Raw genomic sequence first — 17,033 nt, forward strand, 5'->3', positions numbered from 1 at the left:
TCTCGGATCACGCCCCGGACGAGAACTCGGCGGAGGGTCCGGACGACGGCCCGGACGGCCGTCCCCGCTCCCGCCGCGGTGCGCCGCCGGAAAACCGGAGGTGATCAGGGCACGGCCCGGCTTACGATCCGGGCATGCCGGATCTCGCGACCCTCGCCCTGTTCACCGCCGCCACCCTCGCCCTGCTGCTCGTGCCGGGCCCCGCGGTGGCCTACATCGTCACCCGCAGCGTCGCCCAGGGCCGCAGCGCCGGCCTGGTCTCCGTCCTGGGCATCCACGCCGGCTCGGTGGTCCACGTGGCCGCCGCCGCGCTCGGCGTCAGCGCCGTGCTCGCCGCCTCGGCCACCGCGTTCACGATCGTGAAGTACCTCGGCGCGGCCTACCTGGTCTGGCTCGGCCTGCGCAAGCTCCTGACGCGTGCGGACGCCGGTGAGACGGCCGGGACGCAACTCGCGAGCAGGCGGCGGATGTTCTGGGAGGGCTTCGTCGTCAACGTGCTCAACCCGAAGACCGCGATCTTCTTCCTCGCCTTCCTCCCCCAGTTCACCGACCCGGCCGCGGGCCCGATCGCCCCGCAGATCGTGCTCCTCGGCGTGATCTGGATCGCCCTGGGCATCGCCAGCGACGGCGCCTTCGCCCTGCTCGCCTCCGCGCTGGCCGGCCGTCTGCGCCGCTCGGCCCGCGCCCGCCGCCGCCTCGACGTCACCAGCGGCCTCGTCTACCTCGGCCTGGGCGCCGCCACGGCGCTCACCGGCGAGAGCGCCGCCGCCAGGGCCTGATCCCGGACCGCCGTGAGGGTCCGGGGCAGCGGAGCCGAGGGCCGCTCAGGACACCGCGGTCTGCAGCGCCCAGGCGATCGCGAGCGGATTCTGATACTCCCGCCAGCGGGCGATCCGTCCCTCGCGGACGGTCAGCACGCCGACGAACGGGGCCGCGGCGGACACTCCCGTCTCGGTCACCGTCGCGGCCAGCTCGTATTCGACGACGATGGTGCCGGGGTCGGCGGTGTCGTGCACGGCCAGCGCGCGGCAGTCGTCGAAGCGGAACGGCAGGTCGGCGTGCCCGGCGCGGACGAAGGCCAGCACCGCGGCCCGGCCCTCGATCCGGCCGGGCTGACCGGGTGCGGCGAACGGCATCTCCAGGATGACGTCCCCGCTGAGCGAGTCGTCGTCGAAGACGGTCTCGTTGGCGATCCAGCGCTCGCGCATGCGGCCGAAGACCTCGTGTGGGGTCATGCCTGCCTCCAAGATAAGATGAGTGGCGACTCGACTTAAGATAATGAGTCGAGACTCATTTTCCAAGGGGGTCGGCGTGCGGGCGGACGCGCAGCGCAACCGGGAACGCATCCTCGACGCGGCCGAGGAGGTGTTCGCGCACCGCGGTGCCTCGGCGTCCACCGAGGAGGTGGCCCGGCTGGCCGGCGTGGCGATCGGCACGGTCTTCCGGCACTTCCCGACCAAGGACGACCTGCTGGCGGCGATCCTGAAACGCCTGCTGGCGCGGCTGACGGAGGAGGCGGCCACGCTCGGCGGGGCGGACGGCCTGCACATTTTCTTCCGCCGGCTGGTCGAGCAGGCGGCGGCCAAGCGCGCGGTGGTCGCCCTGGCCGGTGTCAGTGTCCCGGCGGCGGTGGGTCAGCTGGACGAGGCGGTGGACGAGCTGCTGCGCCAGGCGCAGGCCGCGGGCACGGTACGCGGTGACGTCCGCCGGCCCGAGGTGATGGCACTGCTGGTGAGCGTCTGCCAAGGCGCCCTGCAGGGCGGCTGGGACGTGGAACTGCAGGAACGGACACTCGCCATCGTCTTCGCCGGTCTGGCTGCATAGGCGCCGTTCACCGGGTCACTGCGCCTGCTTCCGCAGGACGGGCGGAGCGCGGGACGTGTGTACCTGCTCGTCTCCGCTCGGCCCTCGGACGGCATCGGCGATGACCGGCGCGCGGACCTGGCGCTCAACGGACGCAGCGGCGGGTCTCAGCCGCGAGGCGTCCTCCTGTGGATCCGAAAACTCCTGTGGATCCGAAAACCTCGGCCCCCTGAGATCCGGACTCCGAACAGTCCCCAGGGCCCCGGGTCCGGGGATCCGCGGGTTCAGGGACGCGGCGAGGTGCGGGTCCAGCCCTTGCTCCAGCCCCGGCTGGAACGGCCGGTCGCGCCCTCGCACCTGCGGCACACCTGGCGCACCTCGGCGGCCGAGCCGCCCGACTCCGGGAACGTCTCCGGCCACCGTACGTGGTGGAAGCGGTGCAGCCGCGACCGGCTGAGCGCCAGGCCGCACAGGGTCTGGTTCGTCCCCGGCCACCAGGCGTGCACCTCGCCCGCGGGCATGCGCACGCCGCCGTCGTCCACCCACTCCCCCGAGGCCGCGACCGAGGGCTCACCGCGTGCGGGCATGGCGCACCTCCTCCTCCCGGCGCCGCGCCCGGACGCGGGCCGCGCGCCGTCCCCGGTCCCCTGCCCGTACCCGGCCGTTCCATTCGGCCGAGGCGGTCGCCGCCGACGGGACACCGGAGGGGTCAGCAGAACCGGTAGACCGTGCCGGAGGTGAACTCCTCGCCGGGGCGCAGCACGGTGGAGGGGAACTCCGGCCGGTTCGGCGAGTCGGGGAAGTGCTGGGTCTCCAGGCACAGGCCCGCGTGCCTGCCGTAGTCCGTGGCCACGCCGTCGAGCATGTTGCCGGAGTAGAACTGCACGCCCGGCTCGGTGGTGGTGACCCGCATGACGCGGCCGCTGACGGGTTCGCGGACCTCGATGTCGCCGCGCAGGACGTAGCAGTGGTCGTAGCCGCCGTCCAGCGCCGGGTCGTCGATCCGCTCGCCGATCGCGCGCGGCGTCGTGAAGTCGAACGGGGTGCCCGCCACCGGGGCGGGCTCACCGGTCGGGATCTTGGTGGAGTCGACGGGCAGGTAGTGGTCGGCGTCGATCCGGACGACGTGCCCCAGGACGTCGCCGGAACCGGCGCCCGCGAGGTTGAAGTAGGAGTGGTTGGTCAGGTTGAGCACGGTCGGCGCGTCGGTGGTCGCGCGGTAGTCCAGGACCAGGGCGTCGTCGGTCAGCGTGTAGGTGACGCTCGCGGTCAGCGTGCCCGGATAGCCCTCCTCGCCGTCCGGGCTGACGTACTCCAGCGTCACGGCCGACCGCGAGGCGTCGGCGACCCGCCAGACCCGCGAGGAGAAGCCGCCCGGCCCGCCGTGCAGGCTGTTGGGACCGTTGTTGACCGGCAGCTCGTAGGCGGCCCCGTCCAGGGTGAACCGCCCGCCCGCGATGCGGTTGCCGTACCGCCCGACGACCGCGCCGAAGTAGCGGCTGCGCGTCAGGTAGTCGTCCAGGGTGGCGCAGCCGAGCACCACGTCGACCCCGGAGACCTCCAGGGACTGCACGACCGCGCCGTAGCTCAGCACCGCGGCGCGCATCCGCCCGCTGGACAGGACGTGGCGCTCGACGGGCTCCCCCGACGGCGTGGTTCCGAAGTGCATGCGTGCGCCTTTCGTCAGGAGACGGCCGGTCCCGGCGCCGGTCCGGTGGGCTCCCGGGCGCCCCGCTCGTGGAGCCCCTCGATCGGTCCCATGGTGACCGGATCATTGTAGGCGGGCACGCCGGTCGCTCAGAAGTAACGGGGGCCGAGATCGGTGGCGGGCCAGGAGGCGACCTTGTTCAGGGCGGCGTTCATCCGGGAGCTGAGCACGTCGTAGTCGGGGGTGCCCTGCTCCTCGCGCCGGTTGAACAGCGCGGCGTAGGTGAAGCCGTTCTGCAGGCGGGCCAGGTAGGTGTGGGTCCCGGGCATGCCGCCCGCGTGCCAGGTGTTGAGGTTCCCCGGGACCTGGCGCACGTACCAGCCGCACCCGTACCACCAGCCGTCCCCGCTGACACCGATCTCGGGCTTGGCGAGCACCTTCGCGATCGACGCCGCGTCGAGCACCGGGCCCGCGGCGTCGAGGACGCCGGCGAAGCGGACGAGGTCGACGGCGGAGGCCAGCCAGCCGCCGTTGGCGTCGTGGTTGGGCACGTTGAATCCGCCGTAGGGGTACGGCACGGTGGCCCCGGTGTCGTCCAGGACGGTCTTGGCGGTGTACTGCGACGCGTAGGCCACCTCGCCCGGGGCCGCCTCCGACCGGAGGCTGCGGCCGATCCGCATCCGGGTGATGCCGAGCGGGGCGAGGACCTTCTCCCTGACGTACGACTCGTAGTCCGTCCCGGAGACCTTCTCGATGATCCGGCCGAGCAGCAGGTAGCCGTAGTTGCTGTAGGCCATCCTCGTCCCGGGGGCGAAGTCCAGGGGCCGGGCGGTGGCGTACCTGATGATGTCGGCGTGGTCGATCGGCAGGGGTACGTCGAGCGCGGCGGAGATCGCGTGGTCGGACCAGAGGTGGTCCAGGGAGACGCTCCGGTCCCAGCCGCCCAGATGCTGCATGAGACGGAGCACGGTCACCTGCGCCAGGCGGGGGTCGGCCTCGGCCGACAGGCCCAGCAGAGTGGTGACCGGGGCCGAGAGGCCGAGCCGGCCCTCCTGGACCAGGCGCATGGCCGCGGCCGCGGTGACGGGCTTGCTCAGGCTGGCGATCCGGAACAGCGAGGTCGGACTCACGGGCGGGACGTACCGCGCCTGGGAGGCGGCATAGTAGCCCCGGGCCAGCAGGAGCCTGCCCCGCTTGGAGATCGCGAGCTGCGCGCAGGAGATCTCGCGCTCCTTGACGAAGGTCTTCATCACCTCGTCGAACCCGGCGAGCTCCGCCGGAGCCGTACCGGTCGTCCGGAGCCCGGCGGGCGGCGGCGCGGCGGCGGCCGGGCGGGCGGTGAGCAGGGCCGGCGCCAGCGCCGCGCCCGCCCTGATCAGGTTTCTCCGGCTGAACGTCGCCATTTCCGCCCCATCCGAAAGACAGATCTTCACGAGAAGAGATCATGTTAGGGGATCATGCACCCGAGTGATGATCTTTCGGCGGAACCGGCCGGCGCGGAGGCGGCGGACGGCGTCAGGAGACGGTCGATCCCGGGGCCGGCCGATGTCAGGGACCGGCCGATGTCAGGGACCGGCCGATGTCAGGAGACGGCCGGTCCCGGGGCCGGTCCGGTGGACTCCCGGACGACCAGATCGGTCGCCAGGGTGGCCAGGGTGGCGGTGCCGCCCTCGGCCACCGACTGGAGCAGCAGGTCCACGGCCATCCGCCCGGCGGCGGCCGTGGGCATGGCCACGGTGGTGAGCTTGGGCCGGTTCAGCCGGCCGGAGACGATGTCGTCCACGCCGACGACGCTGACGTCGCCGGGGACCCGGACGCCCCGCTCGTGGAGCCCCTCGATCAGTCCCATGGCGACCAGGTCGTTGTAGGCGAGCACCCCGGTCGCGCCGGAGGCGGTCACCTCGGCGGCGGCGGCGAGGCCGCCCTGTTCGGTGGGGGTGTTGGGACCGAGGAAGACCAGGTCGACCCCGTCCACCGCGGCGGCGGCCTCGCGCATCCGCTTGCTCGTCCACGACCCGCTCGGCCCGGAGACGAGGGCGACCCGGCGGTGGCCGAGCCCGGCCAGGTGCTCGATCGCGAGCCGGGCGCCCTGGCCGATGTCCATCAGCACCGTCGGCATGCCCTTGACCTCGCGGTTCACCACGACGAACGGCACGTCGGCGTGGAGCCGCTCGATGGCCCGGTTCGACAACCGCGGGCTGCACAGCAGCACCCCGTCGACCTGCTTGGCGAGGGCCTTGATCAGCTCCTCCTCCACCTGCGGGTCCTCGTCGGTGTCGGCCACGAAGACGTGGTAGTCGCGCGTCCGGGCATGCGCCTGGGCCGCCTTGATCAGCGGCGGGAAGAACGGGTTGGAGATGTCGGCGACGATCAGCCCGAGGTTGTGCGTCCGGCCGGTGGTCAGCGCGCGGGCCGCGCGGTTCGGGCGGTAGCCGAGGTCCTCGGCGACCGCGAGCACGCGGTTGCGCGTCTCGGGGTTGACCAGATGGGGCGCGGAGAAGGTGCGGGAGACCGTGGAGACGTGCACACCCGACGCCTGTGCCACGTCCCTGATCGTCGCTGCCACTCTGCTCCTTCGCCGGAGTCGCTCACCGGGCTCGGCAGCAGGGTAGTACAAACGGTTGCACTAGTGTCAATGCCGCATGTCAGAAGCTTCGCAGGGGTGGGAGCGGTTGCCATCGCGGTGAATCCTGAAGCGCCACTGCGCCCCAGGTTAACGGGGGTTTATCAAATTGCGCTCTTGACGTTGCGTTCCGATATCCGCCATCTTTCACGCAACCGGTTGCAAGTCTCCGGCACCGAACGGGAAGGAGTCGGCCCGACGATGGCAGTCGACGCGGCGGATCCCAGGATACGCCCCCGCCGTGGTCGCGCGGCCCGGACGCCCCGCCCGCCGGGCCGCCCGCCCGCCGATCGCACCGGCCGCCGTCGCGTCGATGAAGGTACGTCCCGTTGAGAGGTACGTCGGGTTGAGAGGTTCAGCGCAATGACCACACGCTCCAGGCGTCTGGCGGTCCTCGCCACCGCACTCGTGCTCGGGACCGGCGCCGCCGCCTGCGGGTCCGGGGAGCCGGGCACCGGCCCCGACGGCAAGGTCGTGATCACCTTCTGGGACGACAACGGCGGTCCCGCCCGCACCCCGGTGTGGCAGCGCATCATCGCCGAGTTCCAGAAGGCCCACCCGACCATCGAGGTCAGGTACGTCGGCATCCCGATCTCCCAGGCGCAGCAGAGGTACGACGCCGCGATCGCCGGCGGCGAACTGCCCGACGTGGGCGGCGTCACCAGCGCGATGCTCTCCAGCCTGGTGGCGCAGCAGGCGCTGGAGCCGGTCGACGACCGCATCTCGGACGGCGCGCTGAACGGCAGGCTGAACGAGCAGGTGGTCAACACGGTGAAGGCGACCGCGGCGGACGGCAGGATCTACATGGTGCCGATGTCCACCAACATGGGCGTGTTCTGGTACCGGACGGACTGGTTCTCCGCGGCCGGCCTGGAGGTCCCGCAGAACTGGGACGACTTCTACACCGCGGCCGAGACGCTGACCCGTGCGGGCAAGAACCGCTACGGCTACACCATCCGGGGCGGCGCCGGCTCCATCGCGCAGCTGCTGGAGGTGCTGTACGCCCAGTCCGGCATCACGGAGGTCTTCGACGCCGCGGGCCGGGCCACCGTCGACGACCCGCGGAACGTGGCCGCGCTGGAGAGGTACGCCGCCCTCTACAAGCGGGTCACGCCCGAGGCCGACTACAACAACGACTACGTGAAGATGGTCGCCCAGTTCGACGGCGGCGGCATCGGGATGATGCAGCACAACCTGGGGTCCTACAACGACCACGTCAAGACGCTCGGCGCGGACCGGGTCGCGGCCATGGCCGTGCCGAGGTCCGGGAGCGGCGTGCGCACGATCCTGTCGAACCCGGTCACCGGCATCGGCCTGTTCGCCGGCGGGGAGAAGCAGGACGCCGCCTTCAAGTTCGCCGAGTTCGCCGCCTCCAAGGCGATGAACAGCCACTGGGCGGAGAAGACCGGTGTGCTGCCGGCCAACACCGAGGTCAACGACGAGCCCTGGATCAAGAAGCTGCAGCACGTCGACATGGCGGTCAAGGTGCTCAACGACCCGGCGACCAGGGTCGTGCAGATGCCGTACCACCTGCCGGAGTTCAACACGATCACCAAGACCGACGCGGAGCCGCAGTTCCAGAAGGTCCTGCTCGGCCAGCTGACCGCCAAGGACTTCCTGAGCGAGATGGCGGCCGGGCTGACCGCGGCCCAGGCCGCCTACAAGCAGCGCCACAGCGGCTGACCGCGGCCCAGGCCGGCACAGGCAGCGCCGCAGCGGCCGACCCGCCCGCCGGGTCCCTCGCGCGGACCCGGCCGGCCGCTCCCCGTTCCCCGGGTCCCGCCGCCTGACCCGGTGGGGCCCGGCCCCCTGCGGCCTCCTCCCGCTCCGTGCCCGGAACGCCGCGCTCCACCGGCGCCTCGTCGGAGCCTTCACCGAAACCGATATACCTCAACGTCACCGATCGATTACATTCTGAGGTCTTCCGTCATATCCGACCTCTTCCGCAGGAGCCCCCGTGCCCGCACCGACGATCGAGCAGGAGGCCGCCGTCGCGGCCTTCCGCGACGGCGAGGACCTCACCCTGCAGGCCGGAGCGGGGACCGGTAAGACCACCACGCTCACGATGCTCGCCGCCGCCACCCCGCGGCGCGGGCTGTACATGGCCTTCAACAAGGCCATCGCCGTGGCCGCCGCCCAGGTCTTCCCGCCGACCGTGGAGTGCCGGACCACGCACTCGCTCGCCTACCGGGCCGTGGGCCACCGCTACCGGGACCGGATGGCGAACGCCGTCCGGATCCCGAGCTGGCAGGTGGGCGCCCATCTCGGCATCGCCCCCAATCTGGCGGTGCGCATCGGCGAGCGCAGGATCACCGGCAGGACCGCGTCCATGGCCGCCCTGCAGACGGTCAGCCGGTTCTGCCACTCCGCGGCCCGGGAGATCACCGCCGGCCACGTCCCCCGGCTGCGCGGCCTGGAGGCCGACCCCCTGCACGCCGAGCTGGCGGAGCTCGTCCTGCCCTACGCCCGCAGGGCCTGGGCGGACCTGCAGAACCCGTACGAGGGCGCGGTGCGCTTCGACCACGACCACTACCTGAAGATGTGGGCGCTGACCGAGCCCCGGATCGAGGCCGACTTCCTCCTGCTCGACGAGGCCCAGGACACCAACCCCGCGGTCGAGCGGCTCTTCACCGGCCAGCGGGGCCGCGCCCAGCTCGTCATGGTCGGCGACTCCGCCCAGGCGATCTACGGCTGGCGGGGCGCCCGCGACGTGATGTCCGGCTTCGACGGCACCCGGCTCGCCCTCTCCCGGTCCTTCCGGTTCGGCCCGGCGCTGGCGGAGGAGGCCAACCGGTGGCTGACCCTGGTCGACGCCCCCATCCGGCTGAGCGGGACCCCGGACGTCCCCACCGAGCTGGCCGCGGTGGAGCGGCCGGACGCGATCCTGTGCCGGACCAACCTGGGCACGATGGCCGAGATCATGGCCCTGCTGCAGACGGGCGGGCGGGTCGGCCTGGTCGGCGGCGGGGAGGGCCTGGCCACGCTGACCAGGGCCGCCCGCGACCTCAAGGCCGGCCGCCGCACCTGGCATCCCGAGCTGGCCCTCTTCGAGACCTGGGGCGACCTGCAGGACTACGCGCAGTTCGACCCGGCCGGCCGTGACCTGCGGACTTTCGTCGATCTGGTCGACGAGCACGGCCCCGAGGTCCTCCTGGACGCGCTCTCCCGGCTGACCGACGAGCGCGACGCCGAGGTCGTGGTCTCCACCGCGCACAAGGCCAAGGGCCGCGAGTGGACGCGGGTGCGCATCGGCGGGGACTTCAGGGGCGGCGAGCCCGAGGTCTCGGAGGGCGAGGACGGCGAGCGCCGCCAGGGCCGGGTCGACGACGCCGAGGCGCGTCTGGCCTACGTCGCGGTGACCCGGGCCCGCCACCGCCTGGACCTCGGCGGCCTGTCCTGGATCGACCGGTACGCCCCGACCTCGTGACCGGGGCCCGCGCCGGTCGTCCGCGCCGGGGGCCCGCGCCGCCGATCGGGGCCGGGCACCGGGCGAAGGGGCCCAGCCGCCGATCGGGGCCGGGCACCGGGCGAAGGGGCCCAGCCGCCGATCGGGGCCGGGCACCGGGCGAAGGGGCCGGGCGCCGGGCGAAGGTCCCCGCCGTCCGGCCCGGCGGAGCCCGGTCAGCCCTCCCAGCGGCGCAGGCTCGGCCAGGCCAGCAGGCTGACCAGCAGGCGCAGCACGGCGCAGACGATCCAGGGGGCGACCAGCCCGAAGGAGTCGGCGACCAGGCCTCCGCAGACCGCGCCGAGCGGGATGGCGCCGAAGGAGATCATGCGGCCCGCTCCGCCGACCCTGCCCAGCAGCTCGGCCGGGATCAGGCGCTGGCGCAGGGAGGAGGCCATGACGTTCCACAGCGCCACGGCCAGTGAGAAGACGGTGAAGAGGGCCACCACCGTGACGGCGCTCCTGCCGACCAGGGCGATGCCCAGCCAGCTCAGCGGGATCACCAGCTGGACGCCGAGCGCGATCGGCCGGCCGCCGAACCGGACGACGACGCGCCCGGCCACGAGGCTGCCGGCCACGCCGCCGACCGCCATGGCGGCCACCAGCAGGCCGTACCCCCCCGATCCGACGCCGAGCACGTCACGGGCGAACAGCACCAGCGTGGACAGGGCCATGGTCTCGCAGAAGTTGCCGGCCCCGGCGATCAGCGTGAGGGTCCTGGGCAGCCGGTTGCGGGCCAGCCAGCGCAGGCCCTCTCCGATCTCGGCGAGCATGCGCCCGCGCGGCCGGGAGCGCTCGACCGCGCCGCCCGCGCGGATCCGGACGATCATCATGAGCGCCAGCAGGAACATGGCGGCGTCCAGCCAGAACGGCAGCGGCGTCGCCAGCGCGAACAGCGCCGAACCGAGGGGCGGGCCGCCGAACTCCCCCAGGACCGATTCGGTGGCGACCCTCCGCCCGTTGGCGGTCTCCAGCTCCGACTTCGGCACGACGGAGACGATCAGCGCCTCACCGGCCCCGGTGACCAGCAGGCCGGCCGCGCCGACGCCGAAGGCCAGGACGAACAGCATCCAGATCCGGGCCGCGCCGAACGTCACCAGCAGCGCCAGCACGGCGATCAGGAACACGTGCGCGCCCTGGGCGGCCATCATCAGGCGCCGCCGGTCGAACCGGTCGACCCAGGCCCCCATCGGCAGGCTGAGCAGCAGCCACGGCAGGGTGGCCGCGGCGGTGACGCCGGAGACCAGCACGGGGTCGTCGGTGGTCGCGGCGGCGAGCAGCGGCATCGCGGCGACGAGTGCGCCGTCGCCGAGCGTGGACAGGGCCCCGGCGCCCCACAGGTGACGCCAGTCCCTGCCCAGGCCCCTCACGGGGGCCGGGGTGTCAGCAATGGTCATGCCGGACAGGGTGCGCCGCAGCGGGCGGGCGGCGTTATCGTTTAGCCGGTTCTACAACATCGGAGGCTCGGATGGCGGTCACGATCACGCTGTCCCGGACGGAGACGGCCCGCGTCCGGTTCGCCTACTCGCCGCTCGCCGAGACCGTCTTCGCCGTCAAGCTCCTGTTCCGCGACGGCGCGAACGCGGTGCACCACCGCTGGGTCCGGCAGGCCGGGAAGGCGGTGGCCGGCGATCCCGACCTGCCGCTCCTGGCCGACCTGACGTCCGGCTGCGTGCCGGCCTTCCTGCTGCCGCCGCCCTCCGGCCCGGAACCGGCCTTCGCCGACGAGCTGGAACGGGTGCGGCGCACCCCGCACGACCACTTCCGCACCGAGCTCGACCGGATCTTCGGCCCGGCCGGGCGTCCGGAGCTGCGCGCCGACCCGGCGGCGGCCCTGGAGCGGCTGGCCGGCGCGCTGCGGCGCCACCACGACCGGCTGATCGCCCCGCACTGGGGGCGGATGCGGGCGATCCTGCTCGCCGACGTCGAGCACCGGGCGCGGACGCTGGCCGCCTACGGCGTGGAGGGCCTCTTCGCCGCCCTGCACGAGAACGTCACCTGGCGGGAGGGGGACCTCGTGGTGAGCGGGCGGCGCACGCCCGGCTCCTTCACCGTCGACCTGGGCGGTCACGGGCTCGTGCTGTTCCCGACGATCTTCTGCTGGCCGTACATCTGCATCGACATGGAGCCCCTGGCCGCCGGGTCCCTGCGGTACCCGGCACGCGGGCTCGGCACGCTGTGGGAACCCGCGGGGCCGGTGCCCGAAGGGCTGGCGGCGGTGCTGGGCCGTACGAAGGCGGCGCTGCTGGAGGCCCTCGGCGAGCCGTGCCCCACCGGGGAGCTGGCCCGGCGCCTGGGCATCACGGCCAGCGCCGTCTCCCAGCACGTGGGCGCGCTCAGGGAGGCGGGGCTGGTGACGACCCGCCGCGACGGCCGTACGGCCCTGCACCTGCGCACCGAGCGCGGCACCCGGCTCACCCAGGCCTGAGCACCGGGGCCGTTCCGGAGGCCCGGAGCCGGTACGCGGCACCCCGTCGATGCGACGAGGTCAGCGCGCGACCACCTGAGCCCGGACTCCCGGCAGGTCGTCGAAGGCCGCGGACGAGTCCATCGTCACGATGAGCCGCGCGGTGGCCGCCGCGGTGGCGGCGATCATCAGGTCGTACGCTCCCCGGGTCTTGCCCTGCCGCCGCACGTGCGCCATCAGGCGGGCATGGACTCTGGCGACGTCCGTGGTGTACTCCTCCACCGGTATCAACGCCAGCACCTCGTCGACGAACGCCTGCCGGGCAGGACGGCGGGCCGCGTCCGCCATCTCCACGCCCGTCAGCAGCTCCGCGACGGTGACGGCGGAGATCGCCACGTCGTCGGCGTCCCCGATCACATCGTCCACGGAGCCGCTCCCCCGCTCCGCGGCGATGAGCACCCCCGTGTCGAGGATCAGGCGTCTGGCCACGTGGCCCTCATCTCATCGCCGGACGACTCCCGGACTGCGGCGACATCGGCCTCGAACCCCGCGTCGAGCGCCTCACGGTGCCGGTTCAGCAGGGCTTTGACCATCCGGCCGGGCGCGGTGGGCGCCGGTCCTATCACCGCGATCCGCCGGCCTCCCCGGGTGACCACGATCGTCTCCCCTCTTTCGGCTTCGTCCAGAACCGCCGCGAAGCTTCGGGAGGCCTCGGTGGCACTCATGACCTTCATGGAATCAGATTATCTGATTTCTCCTGCCGGGGCCGGGAAACCGAGAAGTCATCCAGACATGCGGCAACCGGAGCACGCCAGCAGAGCACCTCTTCGCCATGGAACCCCTGGCCGCCGGGTCCCTGCGCTACCCGGCCCGCGGGCGCACTCAGGGAGGCGGGGCCGGTGACGACCCGCCGCGACGGCCGTACGGCCCTGCACCTGCGCACCGAGCGCGGCACCCGGCTCACCCAGGCCTGAGCACCGGGCGGCCCGGACGAAAAGGCCGGACGAAAAGCAGTTGATCTTAACATTGGTTGAGGTTCTACCGTCGAGGCATGAACCACGACGCCCCACTCCGTGCGGGTCGGCGGGAGTGGGCCGGCCTCGCCGTCCTCGTCCTGCCGACGCTGCTGCTCTCCATCGACATGACCGTGCTGCATCTGGCCGTGCCCGCGCTCAGCGCGGACCTGAAACCGAGCGGCTCCCAGCTGCTGTGGATCAGCGACATCTACGGCTTCATGATCGCCGGTTTCCTGATCCCGATGGGGGTGCTCGGAGACCGGATCGGCCGCAGGCGGCTGCTGCTGATCGGCGGGACCGCGTTCGGCGCGGCCTCGGTGCTGGCCGCCTTCGCGTCCAGCGCCGAATCGCTGATCGCCGCCCGGGCGCTGCTCGGTGTCGCGGGAGCGACGCTGATGCCCTCCACGCTCTCGCTCATCCGCGTCATGTTCCACGACCCGGTGCAGCGTACGACGGCCATCAGCCTGTGGATGACCGGGTTCACCGGCGGCATGGTGATCGGCCCCCTGGTCGGCGGGGCACTGCTGGAGAACTTCTCCTGGGAGACGGCCTTCCTGCTCGGCGTGCCGGTGATGGCGGTGCTGGTCCTGGCCGGCCCGATGCTGCTGCCCGAGTACCGCGACCCCTCGCCCGGCCGCATCGATCCGGCCAGCGTGGTGCTGTCGCTCACCGCCGTCATCACGACGATCTACGGTCTGAAGGAGATCGCCACCCACGGGTTCGGTGCCGTGCCCCTCCTGGCCGTCCTGGCGGGCCTGGTCCTCACCGTCGTGTTCGTCCGGCGGCAGCACGCGCTCGCCGACCCCCTGCTCGACCTCCGGCTCTTCGCCGACCGCAGGTTCAGCACGTCGTTGGGCACACTGGTGCTCGTCATCCTCGTCGGGCCCGGTGTGGGCCTGCTCACCGCGCAGTACCTGCAGCTCGTACTCGGATTGACGCCCCTGCAGGCCGGCCTGTGGACCCTGCCGCAGGCCGCGGCGGTCATCGCCGGGTTCACGCTCGCCCCCTTGCTCGCCCGCCGCGTCCGTCCGCACGTGATCATGTCCGGCGGGCTCGCGGTGAGCGCGGCGGGGATCGCGCTGCTCACCCAGGCGGAGGGGTCTGCCGCGCTGATCCTCGTCGTGACCGGTCAGACCCTTTTCTTCTTCGGTTGCTCTCCGCTCCTGGTCCTGGGCACCGACATGATCGTCGGTTCCGCGCCGCCCGAGCGGGCCGGAGCCGCCTCGGCGCTGTCGGAGACCGCCCAGGAGTTCGGCGGCGCACTCGGCCTGGCGGTCTTCGGGAGCATCGCCACCGCCGTCTACCGGGCACGGGTGACGGTGCCCGAGGGCACGCCCGCGCAGACCGCGGAAGCCGCCCGGGACACCCTCGGCGGAGCGGTGACGGCGGCGGGAGGGCTCCCGGACGAACTCGCCTCTGCGCTGCTCGGCAGCGTCCGCGAAGCCTTCACCGGCGGCATGCAGGTGGCTGCCGCGACCGGGGCGGCCGTAGTGGCGATCGCGGTGGTCCTGTGCGCGGTCCTGTTCCGGGATGTCGTCCCCGCCGCCGGTCCGGAGGCGCCGGCGGCGGACCTGGAGGGGGCCGAGGCCGCCGTGCCCGGAGACCGCTGACCGGTGCAGGAGGGAGCGCATCGCCCCGCTCCTCGGCCGGCCGCCGCGTGGACCGGGCGGCGGCACCGGGGCCGGTTCCCGGTGCCGCCGGCCGGGGATCAGAGGGTGAGCGTCCCGTCGACGCGGCGGGGGACGCCGAGCGGGTTGTCGTCGCGCAGCTCCGGCGGGAGCAGCTCGGCGGGCCAGTCCTGGTAGGAGGTGGGCACCAGCCAGCGCCGGATGGCCGCGGCGCCGACCGAGGTGTGCGCGGGGGCGGTGCTGGAGGGCCACGGGCCGCCGTGGTGCATGGCCCAGCGCACGGCGACGCCGGTCGGCCAGCCGTTCCAGATGACCCGGCCCGCCTTGCGGGTCAGCACCTCGGCGATCTCCTCGGCCTCGGCCGGGTCGGTCGCGTGCACGGTCGCGGTGAGCGAGCCGTCCAGCCGCTCCAGTACGGCGGGCAGCTCGGCCGGGTCGCGGTAGGTCACCACGATCCCCGCCGGGCCGAAGCACTCCTCGGCCACCCCCGGCAGGGCGGCGGCGAACGCCTCGAGCCCGACGGTGAAGAGCTGGGGGGTCACCGCGTAGGCGCCCTCGCCGGCCCGGCCCTCGGCCAGCCGGTCGAGCTCCGACAGCCGCTCCAGCTCGTGCAGGAAGCCCTCCCGCATGCGCGCGGTCAGCATCGGCCCGCCGGTGGTGGCGGAGACCGCCTCGGCGAGGGAGACGAGCAGCCCGGCGTCCTCCGGCACGAACAGCAGGCCGGGGTTGGTGCAGAACTGGCCGACGCCGAGGGTGAGCGAGGCGGCGAACCCCTCGGCGAGGCCCTCGCGGCGGGCCGAGGGAAGCACGACCACCGGGTTGACGCTGCCCAGCTCGCCGTAGAAGGGAATGGGGTCGGGCCGCTCGTCGATCATGGCCTGGATCGCCTTGCCGCCGGGGATGGAGCCGGTGAAGCCGACCCCCACCACGTGGGGGTGACGGACCACGCACCCGCCGGCCTCCCGCCCCCGGACCAGGCCGAGCAGGGCCGGGTCGGGCAGGGCGCCCCGGATGACCTCGGCGGACAGCTCGGAGGTGCGGGGGTGGCCGTCGTGGGCCTTGACCACCACGGCGCACCCGGCGGCCAGCGCCGAGGCGGTGTCGCCGCCGATGACGGAGAAGGCGAAGGGGAAGTTGCTGGCCGCGTAGACGCCGACCACGCCGGGCAGCGGGCGGTTCATCCGGCGCAGGTCGGGGACGGGCGGCTCGGCGCTCGCGTGGTCGATGACCGCCTCGGCGTGGCCGCCGTCACGCAGCACCTTGGCGAAGAGGCGGAACTGCCCGGCGGCGCGGGCCACCTCGCCGCGGAGCCGGGCCTCCCCCAGCGCGGTCTCGGCGTCGGCGACCCGCCACAGCTCCTCGACGTTCTTCTCCAGCGCCTCGGCCACGGCCTCCAGCACCTGGGCGCGGGTCTCGCCGGAGCCGCCGGACAGCTCGCGGGCGCGTTCGGTGGCGGGCGTCTCCCGCCAGACCCGGCCGGCGGCGTGGGCCGCGCGGACGATGGCGTCCGCCTCCGCCGCGGAGTTCGCGGGGAAGGGCTCGCCGACGGTCTCGCCGGTCCGGGGGTCATATGAGTGGATCATCGAAAAGCCTTTCGTCACCGGGTCGGCCGCGGCGCTCGGGCACCGGCCACCTCCTAAGGTAAGCGCTTTCCGAACGGAGCGCCACCCGGGCGTGCCCGGCCCCGCACGAAGGGGGCGGCACCGGCGGATCTCCGGCGCTCCGGCGCGGCCCGGGGGTCCCGCCGGCCCGGGTCACCCGGTCACGGCCGCCGCGCCGGGCGCCCGGCGCCGACCACCGACCGGCACAGCGCGCCCAGCTCGCCGACCACGGCGTCGAGGGGGGCGGGGGTCCGCTGCGCCTGGGCGAGGACGAGCGCGCCCTCCAGCGCGCCGACGACGAGCACCGCCACGGACCGCGCCCGCTCCCGGTCGGCTCCGTCCGCGACGAGCCTGGCGGCGAGCAGATCGCACCAGTGCTCGAACGCCGCCCCCGCCACGTCGCGGGCGGCCCGTTCGGTGCCCAGCGCCGCCGCGACGATCGGACAGCCGACGGCGTAGTCGCCGGCCTCGAGACCGCGACGCCACAGCTCGGCCAGCTCGCGCAGGGCGCCCGGCGTGTCCGCCGCCTCCAGCACCCGGGCCACCCCGGCGCTCAGCTGGTCGGCGGCACTGCGGGTCGCCTCCTCGACGAGCTGGGATTTGCCCTGCGGAAAGTGGTGGTAGACCGAGCCGCGCGGCGCGCCGCTGTCGGCCAGCACGTCCGCGAACGAGGTGGCGGCGACGCCGCGTCGGCGGATCAGCCCGATCGCGCTGCGGATCATCGCCGCCCGGGGCCCCGCCGGGTCCTGTCGTCTCGCCATGCGACCTGCTTTCCCATCGCCGCCGATTCCTATGTAAGTTGTCATACATATATCCGGTGTGCGCCGGAACATCCATCCCGCGGATCATCCATCCCACGGAA

At 73.4% G+C, this 17,033-nt stretch carries 16 protein-coding genes; 6 read left to right on the plus strand and 10 right to left on the minus strand.

Features of this window, described 5'->3' with window-relative positions; genetic code table 11:
* Positions 1–134 precede the first annotated feature (134 nt).
* A complete protein-coding gene (locus IEZ06_RS03760; protein WP_189235227.1) occupies positions 135–779 on the plus strand; it encodes a LysE family translocator in 645 nt (214 codons plus the stop codon).
* A gap of 45 nt (positions 780–824) precedes the next feature.
* On the opposite strand, the gene IEZ06_RS03765 is transcribed toward IEZ06_RS03760, so the two are convergent.
* Complete coding sequence (locus IEZ06_RS03765; RefSeq protein ID WP_189235228.1) at positions 825–1,235, minus strand: nuclear transport factor 2 family protein; 411 nt, start codon at positions 1,233–1,235, stop codon at positions 825–827.
* Positions 1,236–1,278: 43 nt separating this feature from the next.
* Here IEZ06_RS03765 and IEZ06_RS03770 point away from each other — a divergent pair, with 43 nt between their 5' ends.
* Complete coding sequence (locus tag IEZ06_RS03770) at positions 1,279–1,824, plus strand: TetR/AcrR family transcriptional regulator (RefSeq protein ID WP_189235229.1); 546 nt, start codon at positions 1,279–1,281, stop codon at positions 1,822–1,824.
* 263 nt (positions 1,825–2,087) lie between these two features.
* Here IEZ06_RS03770 and IEZ06_RS03775 read toward each other — a convergent pair whose 3' ends face one another.
* The 4 genes from IEZ06_RS03775 to IEZ06_RS03790 form a co-directional block, all read right to left on the minus strand.
* A complete protein-coding gene (locus tag IEZ06_RS03775) occupies positions 2,088–2,390 on the minus strand; it encodes a hypothetical protein (protein ID WP_189235230.1) in 303 nt (100 codons plus the stop codon).
* Between the two features lie 122 nt (positions 2,391–2,512).
* Positions 2,513–3,472 (minus strand): aldose epimerase family protein, encoded by a 960-nt coding sequence (locus IEZ06_RS03780; RefSeq protein WP_189235231.1) that lies wholly within the window; start codon positions 3,470–3,472, stop codon positions 2,513–2,515.
* Positions 3,473–3,600: 128 nt separating this feature from the next.
* Positions 3,601–4,854, minus strand: a complete 1,254-nt coding sequence (locus IEZ06_RS03785) for a serine hydrolase domain-containing protein (RefSeq protein WP_189235232.1) — start codon at positions 4,852–4,854, stop codon at positions 3,601–3,603.
* 179 nt (positions 4,855–5,033) lie between these two features.
* Positions 5,034–6,017, minus strand: a complete 984-nt coding sequence (locus IEZ06_RS03790; RefSeq protein WP_189235233.1) for a LacI family DNA-binding transcriptional regulator — start codon at positions 6,015–6,017, stop codon at positions 5,034–5,036.
* Between the two features lie 420 nt (positions 6,018–6,437).
* On the opposite strand from IEZ06_RS03790, the gene IEZ06_RS03795 reads away from it, so the two are divergent.
* Both IEZ06_RS03795 and IEZ06_RS03800 read left to right on the plus strand, forming a co-directional pair.
* Positions 6,438–7,757 carry an ABC transporter substrate-binding protein gene (locus IEZ06_RS03795; protein ID WP_189235234.1) on the plus strand — a complete coding sequence of 440 codons (1,320 nt, stop codon included), beginning with the start codon at positions 6,438–6,440 and terminating at the stop codon, positions 7,755–7,757.
* 274 nt (positions 7,758–8,031) lie between these two features.
* Positions 8,032–9,501, plus strand: coding sequence for a UvrD-helicase domain-containing protein (locus IEZ06_RS03800; protein WP_189235235.1), 1,470 nt, complete (start codon positions 8,032–8,034; stop codon positions 9,499–9,501).
* 194 nt (positions 9,502–9,695) lie between these two features.
* On the opposite strand, the gene IEZ06_RS03805 is transcribed toward IEZ06_RS03800, so the two are convergent.
* Positions 9,696–10,916 carry an MFS transporter gene (locus IEZ06_RS03805; protein ID WP_189235236.1) on the minus strand — a complete coding sequence of 407 codons (1,221 nt, stop codon included), beginning with the start codon at positions 10,914–10,916 and terminating at the stop codon, positions 9,696–9,698.
* A 71-nt stretch (positions 10,917–10,987) separates the two neighbouring features.
* Here IEZ06_RS03805 and IEZ06_RS03810 point away from each other — a divergent pair, with 71 nt between their 5' ends.
* Positions 10,988–11,947, plus strand: coding sequence for an ArsR/SmtB family transcription factor (locus IEZ06_RS03810; RefSeq protein ID WP_189235237.1), 960 nt, complete (start codon positions 10,988–10,990; stop codon positions 11,945–11,947).
* 60 nt (positions 11,948–12,007) lie between these two features.
* Here IEZ06_RS03810 and IEZ06_RS03815 read toward each other — a convergent pair whose 3' ends face one another.
* A complete protein-coding gene (locus IEZ06_RS03815) occupies positions 12,008–12,415 on the minus strand; it encodes a PIN domain-containing protein (protein WP_189235238.1) in 408 nt (135 codons plus the stop codon).
* Positions 12,400–12,660 carry a type II toxin-antitoxin system Phd/YefM family antitoxin gene (locus IEZ06_RS03820; protein WP_189235239.1) on the minus strand — a complete coding sequence of 87 codons (261 nt, stop codon included), beginning with the start codon at positions 12,658–12,660 and terminating at the stop codon, positions 12,400–12,402. The genes IEZ06_RS03815 and IEZ06_RS03820 overlap by 16 nt, the downstream gene beginning before the upstream one ends.
* A gap of 317 nt (positions 12,661–12,977) precedes the next feature.
* Between IEZ06_RS03820 and IEZ06_RS03825 the strand changes: the two genes are divergently transcribed.
* Positions 12,978–14,552, plus strand: coding sequence for an MFS transporter (locus IEZ06_RS03825; protein ID WP_189235240.1), 1,575 nt, complete (start codon positions 12,978–12,980; stop codon positions 14,550–14,552).
* A 98-nt stretch (positions 14,553–14,650) separates the two neighbouring features.
* Here IEZ06_RS03825 and IEZ06_RS03830 read toward each other — a convergent pair whose 3' ends face one another.
* Together IEZ06_RS03830 and IEZ06_RS03835 are read right to left on the minus strand one after the other, a co-directional pair.
* Positions 14,651–16,153: an aldehyde dehydrogenase (NADP(+)) gene (locus tag IEZ06_RS03830; RefSeq protein WP_189235241.1), complete on the minus strand. Its 1,503-nt coding sequence runs from the start codon at positions 16,151–16,153 to the stop codon at positions 14,651–14,653.
* Positions 16,154–16,332: 179 nt separating this feature from the next.
* On the minus strand, positions 16,333–16,932 hold the full coding sequence (locus IEZ06_RS03835; protein WP_189235242.1) for a TetR/AcrR family transcriptional regulator: 600 nt from the start codon (positions 16,930–16,932) through the stop codon (positions 16,333–16,335).
* Positions 16,933–17,033: the final 101 nt, after the last annotated feature.

Origin of the sequence: Planomonospora antibiotica (genome assembly GCF_014647955.1) — a bacterium.
In the GTDB taxonomy this organism is placed as follows: Bacteria; Actinomycetota; Actinomycetes; order Streptosporangiales; family Streptosporangiaceae; genus Planomonospora; species Planomonospora parontospora.

Coding starts and splice junctions, on each gene's coding strand:
- IEZ06_RS03760 (WP_189235227.1), top strand. CDS start 135: ATGCCGGATCTCGCGACCCTCGCCCTGTTCACCGCCGCCACCCTCGCC.
- IEZ06_RS03765 (WP_189235228.1), bottom strand. CDS start 1,235: ATGACCCCACACGAGGTCTTCGGCCGCATGCGCGAGCGCTGGATCGCC.
- IEZ06_RS03770 (WP_189235229.1), top strand. CDS start 1,279: ATGAGTCGAGACTCATTTTCCAAGGGGGTCGGCGTGCGGGCGGACGCG.
- IEZ06_RS03775 (WP_189235230.1), bottom strand. CDS start 2,390: ATGCCCGCACGCGGTGAGCCCTCGGTCGCGGCCTCGGGGGAGTGGGTG.
- IEZ06_RS03780 (WP_189235231.1), bottom strand. CDS start 3,472: ATGCACTTCGGAACCACGCCGTCGGGGGAGCCCGTCGAGCGCCACGTC.
- IEZ06_RS03785 (WP_189235232.1), bottom strand. CDS start 4,854: ATGGCGACGTTCAGCCGGAGAAACCTGATCAGGGCGGGCGCGGCGCTG.
- IEZ06_RS03795 (WP_189235234.1), top strand. CDS start 6,438: ATGACCACACGCTCCAGGCGTCTGGCGGTCCTCGCCACCGCACTCGTG.
- IEZ06_RS03805 (WP_189235236.1), bottom strand. CDS start 10,916: ATGACCATTGCTGACACCCCGGCCCCCGTGAGGGGCCTGGGCAGGGAC.
- IEZ06_RS03810 (WP_189235237.1), top strand. CDS start 10,988: ATGGCGGTCACGATCACGCTGTCCCGGACGGAGACGGCCCGCGTCCGG.
- IEZ06_RS03820 (WP_189235239.1), bottom strand. CDS start 12,660: ATGAAGGTCATGAGTGCCACCGAGGCCTCCCGAAGCTTCGCGGCGGTT.
- IEZ06_RS03825 (WP_189235240.1), top strand. CDS start 12,978: ATGAACCACGACGCCCCACTCCGTGCGGGTCGGCGGGAGTGGGCCGGC.
- IEZ06_RS03830 (WP_189235241.1), bottom strand. CDS start 16,153: ATGATCCACTCATATGACCCCCGGACCGGCGAGACCGTCGGCGAGCCC.
- IEZ06_RS03835 (WP_189235242.1), bottom strand. CDS start 16,932: ATGGCGAGACGACAGGACCCGGCGGGGCCCCGGGCGGCGATGATCCGC.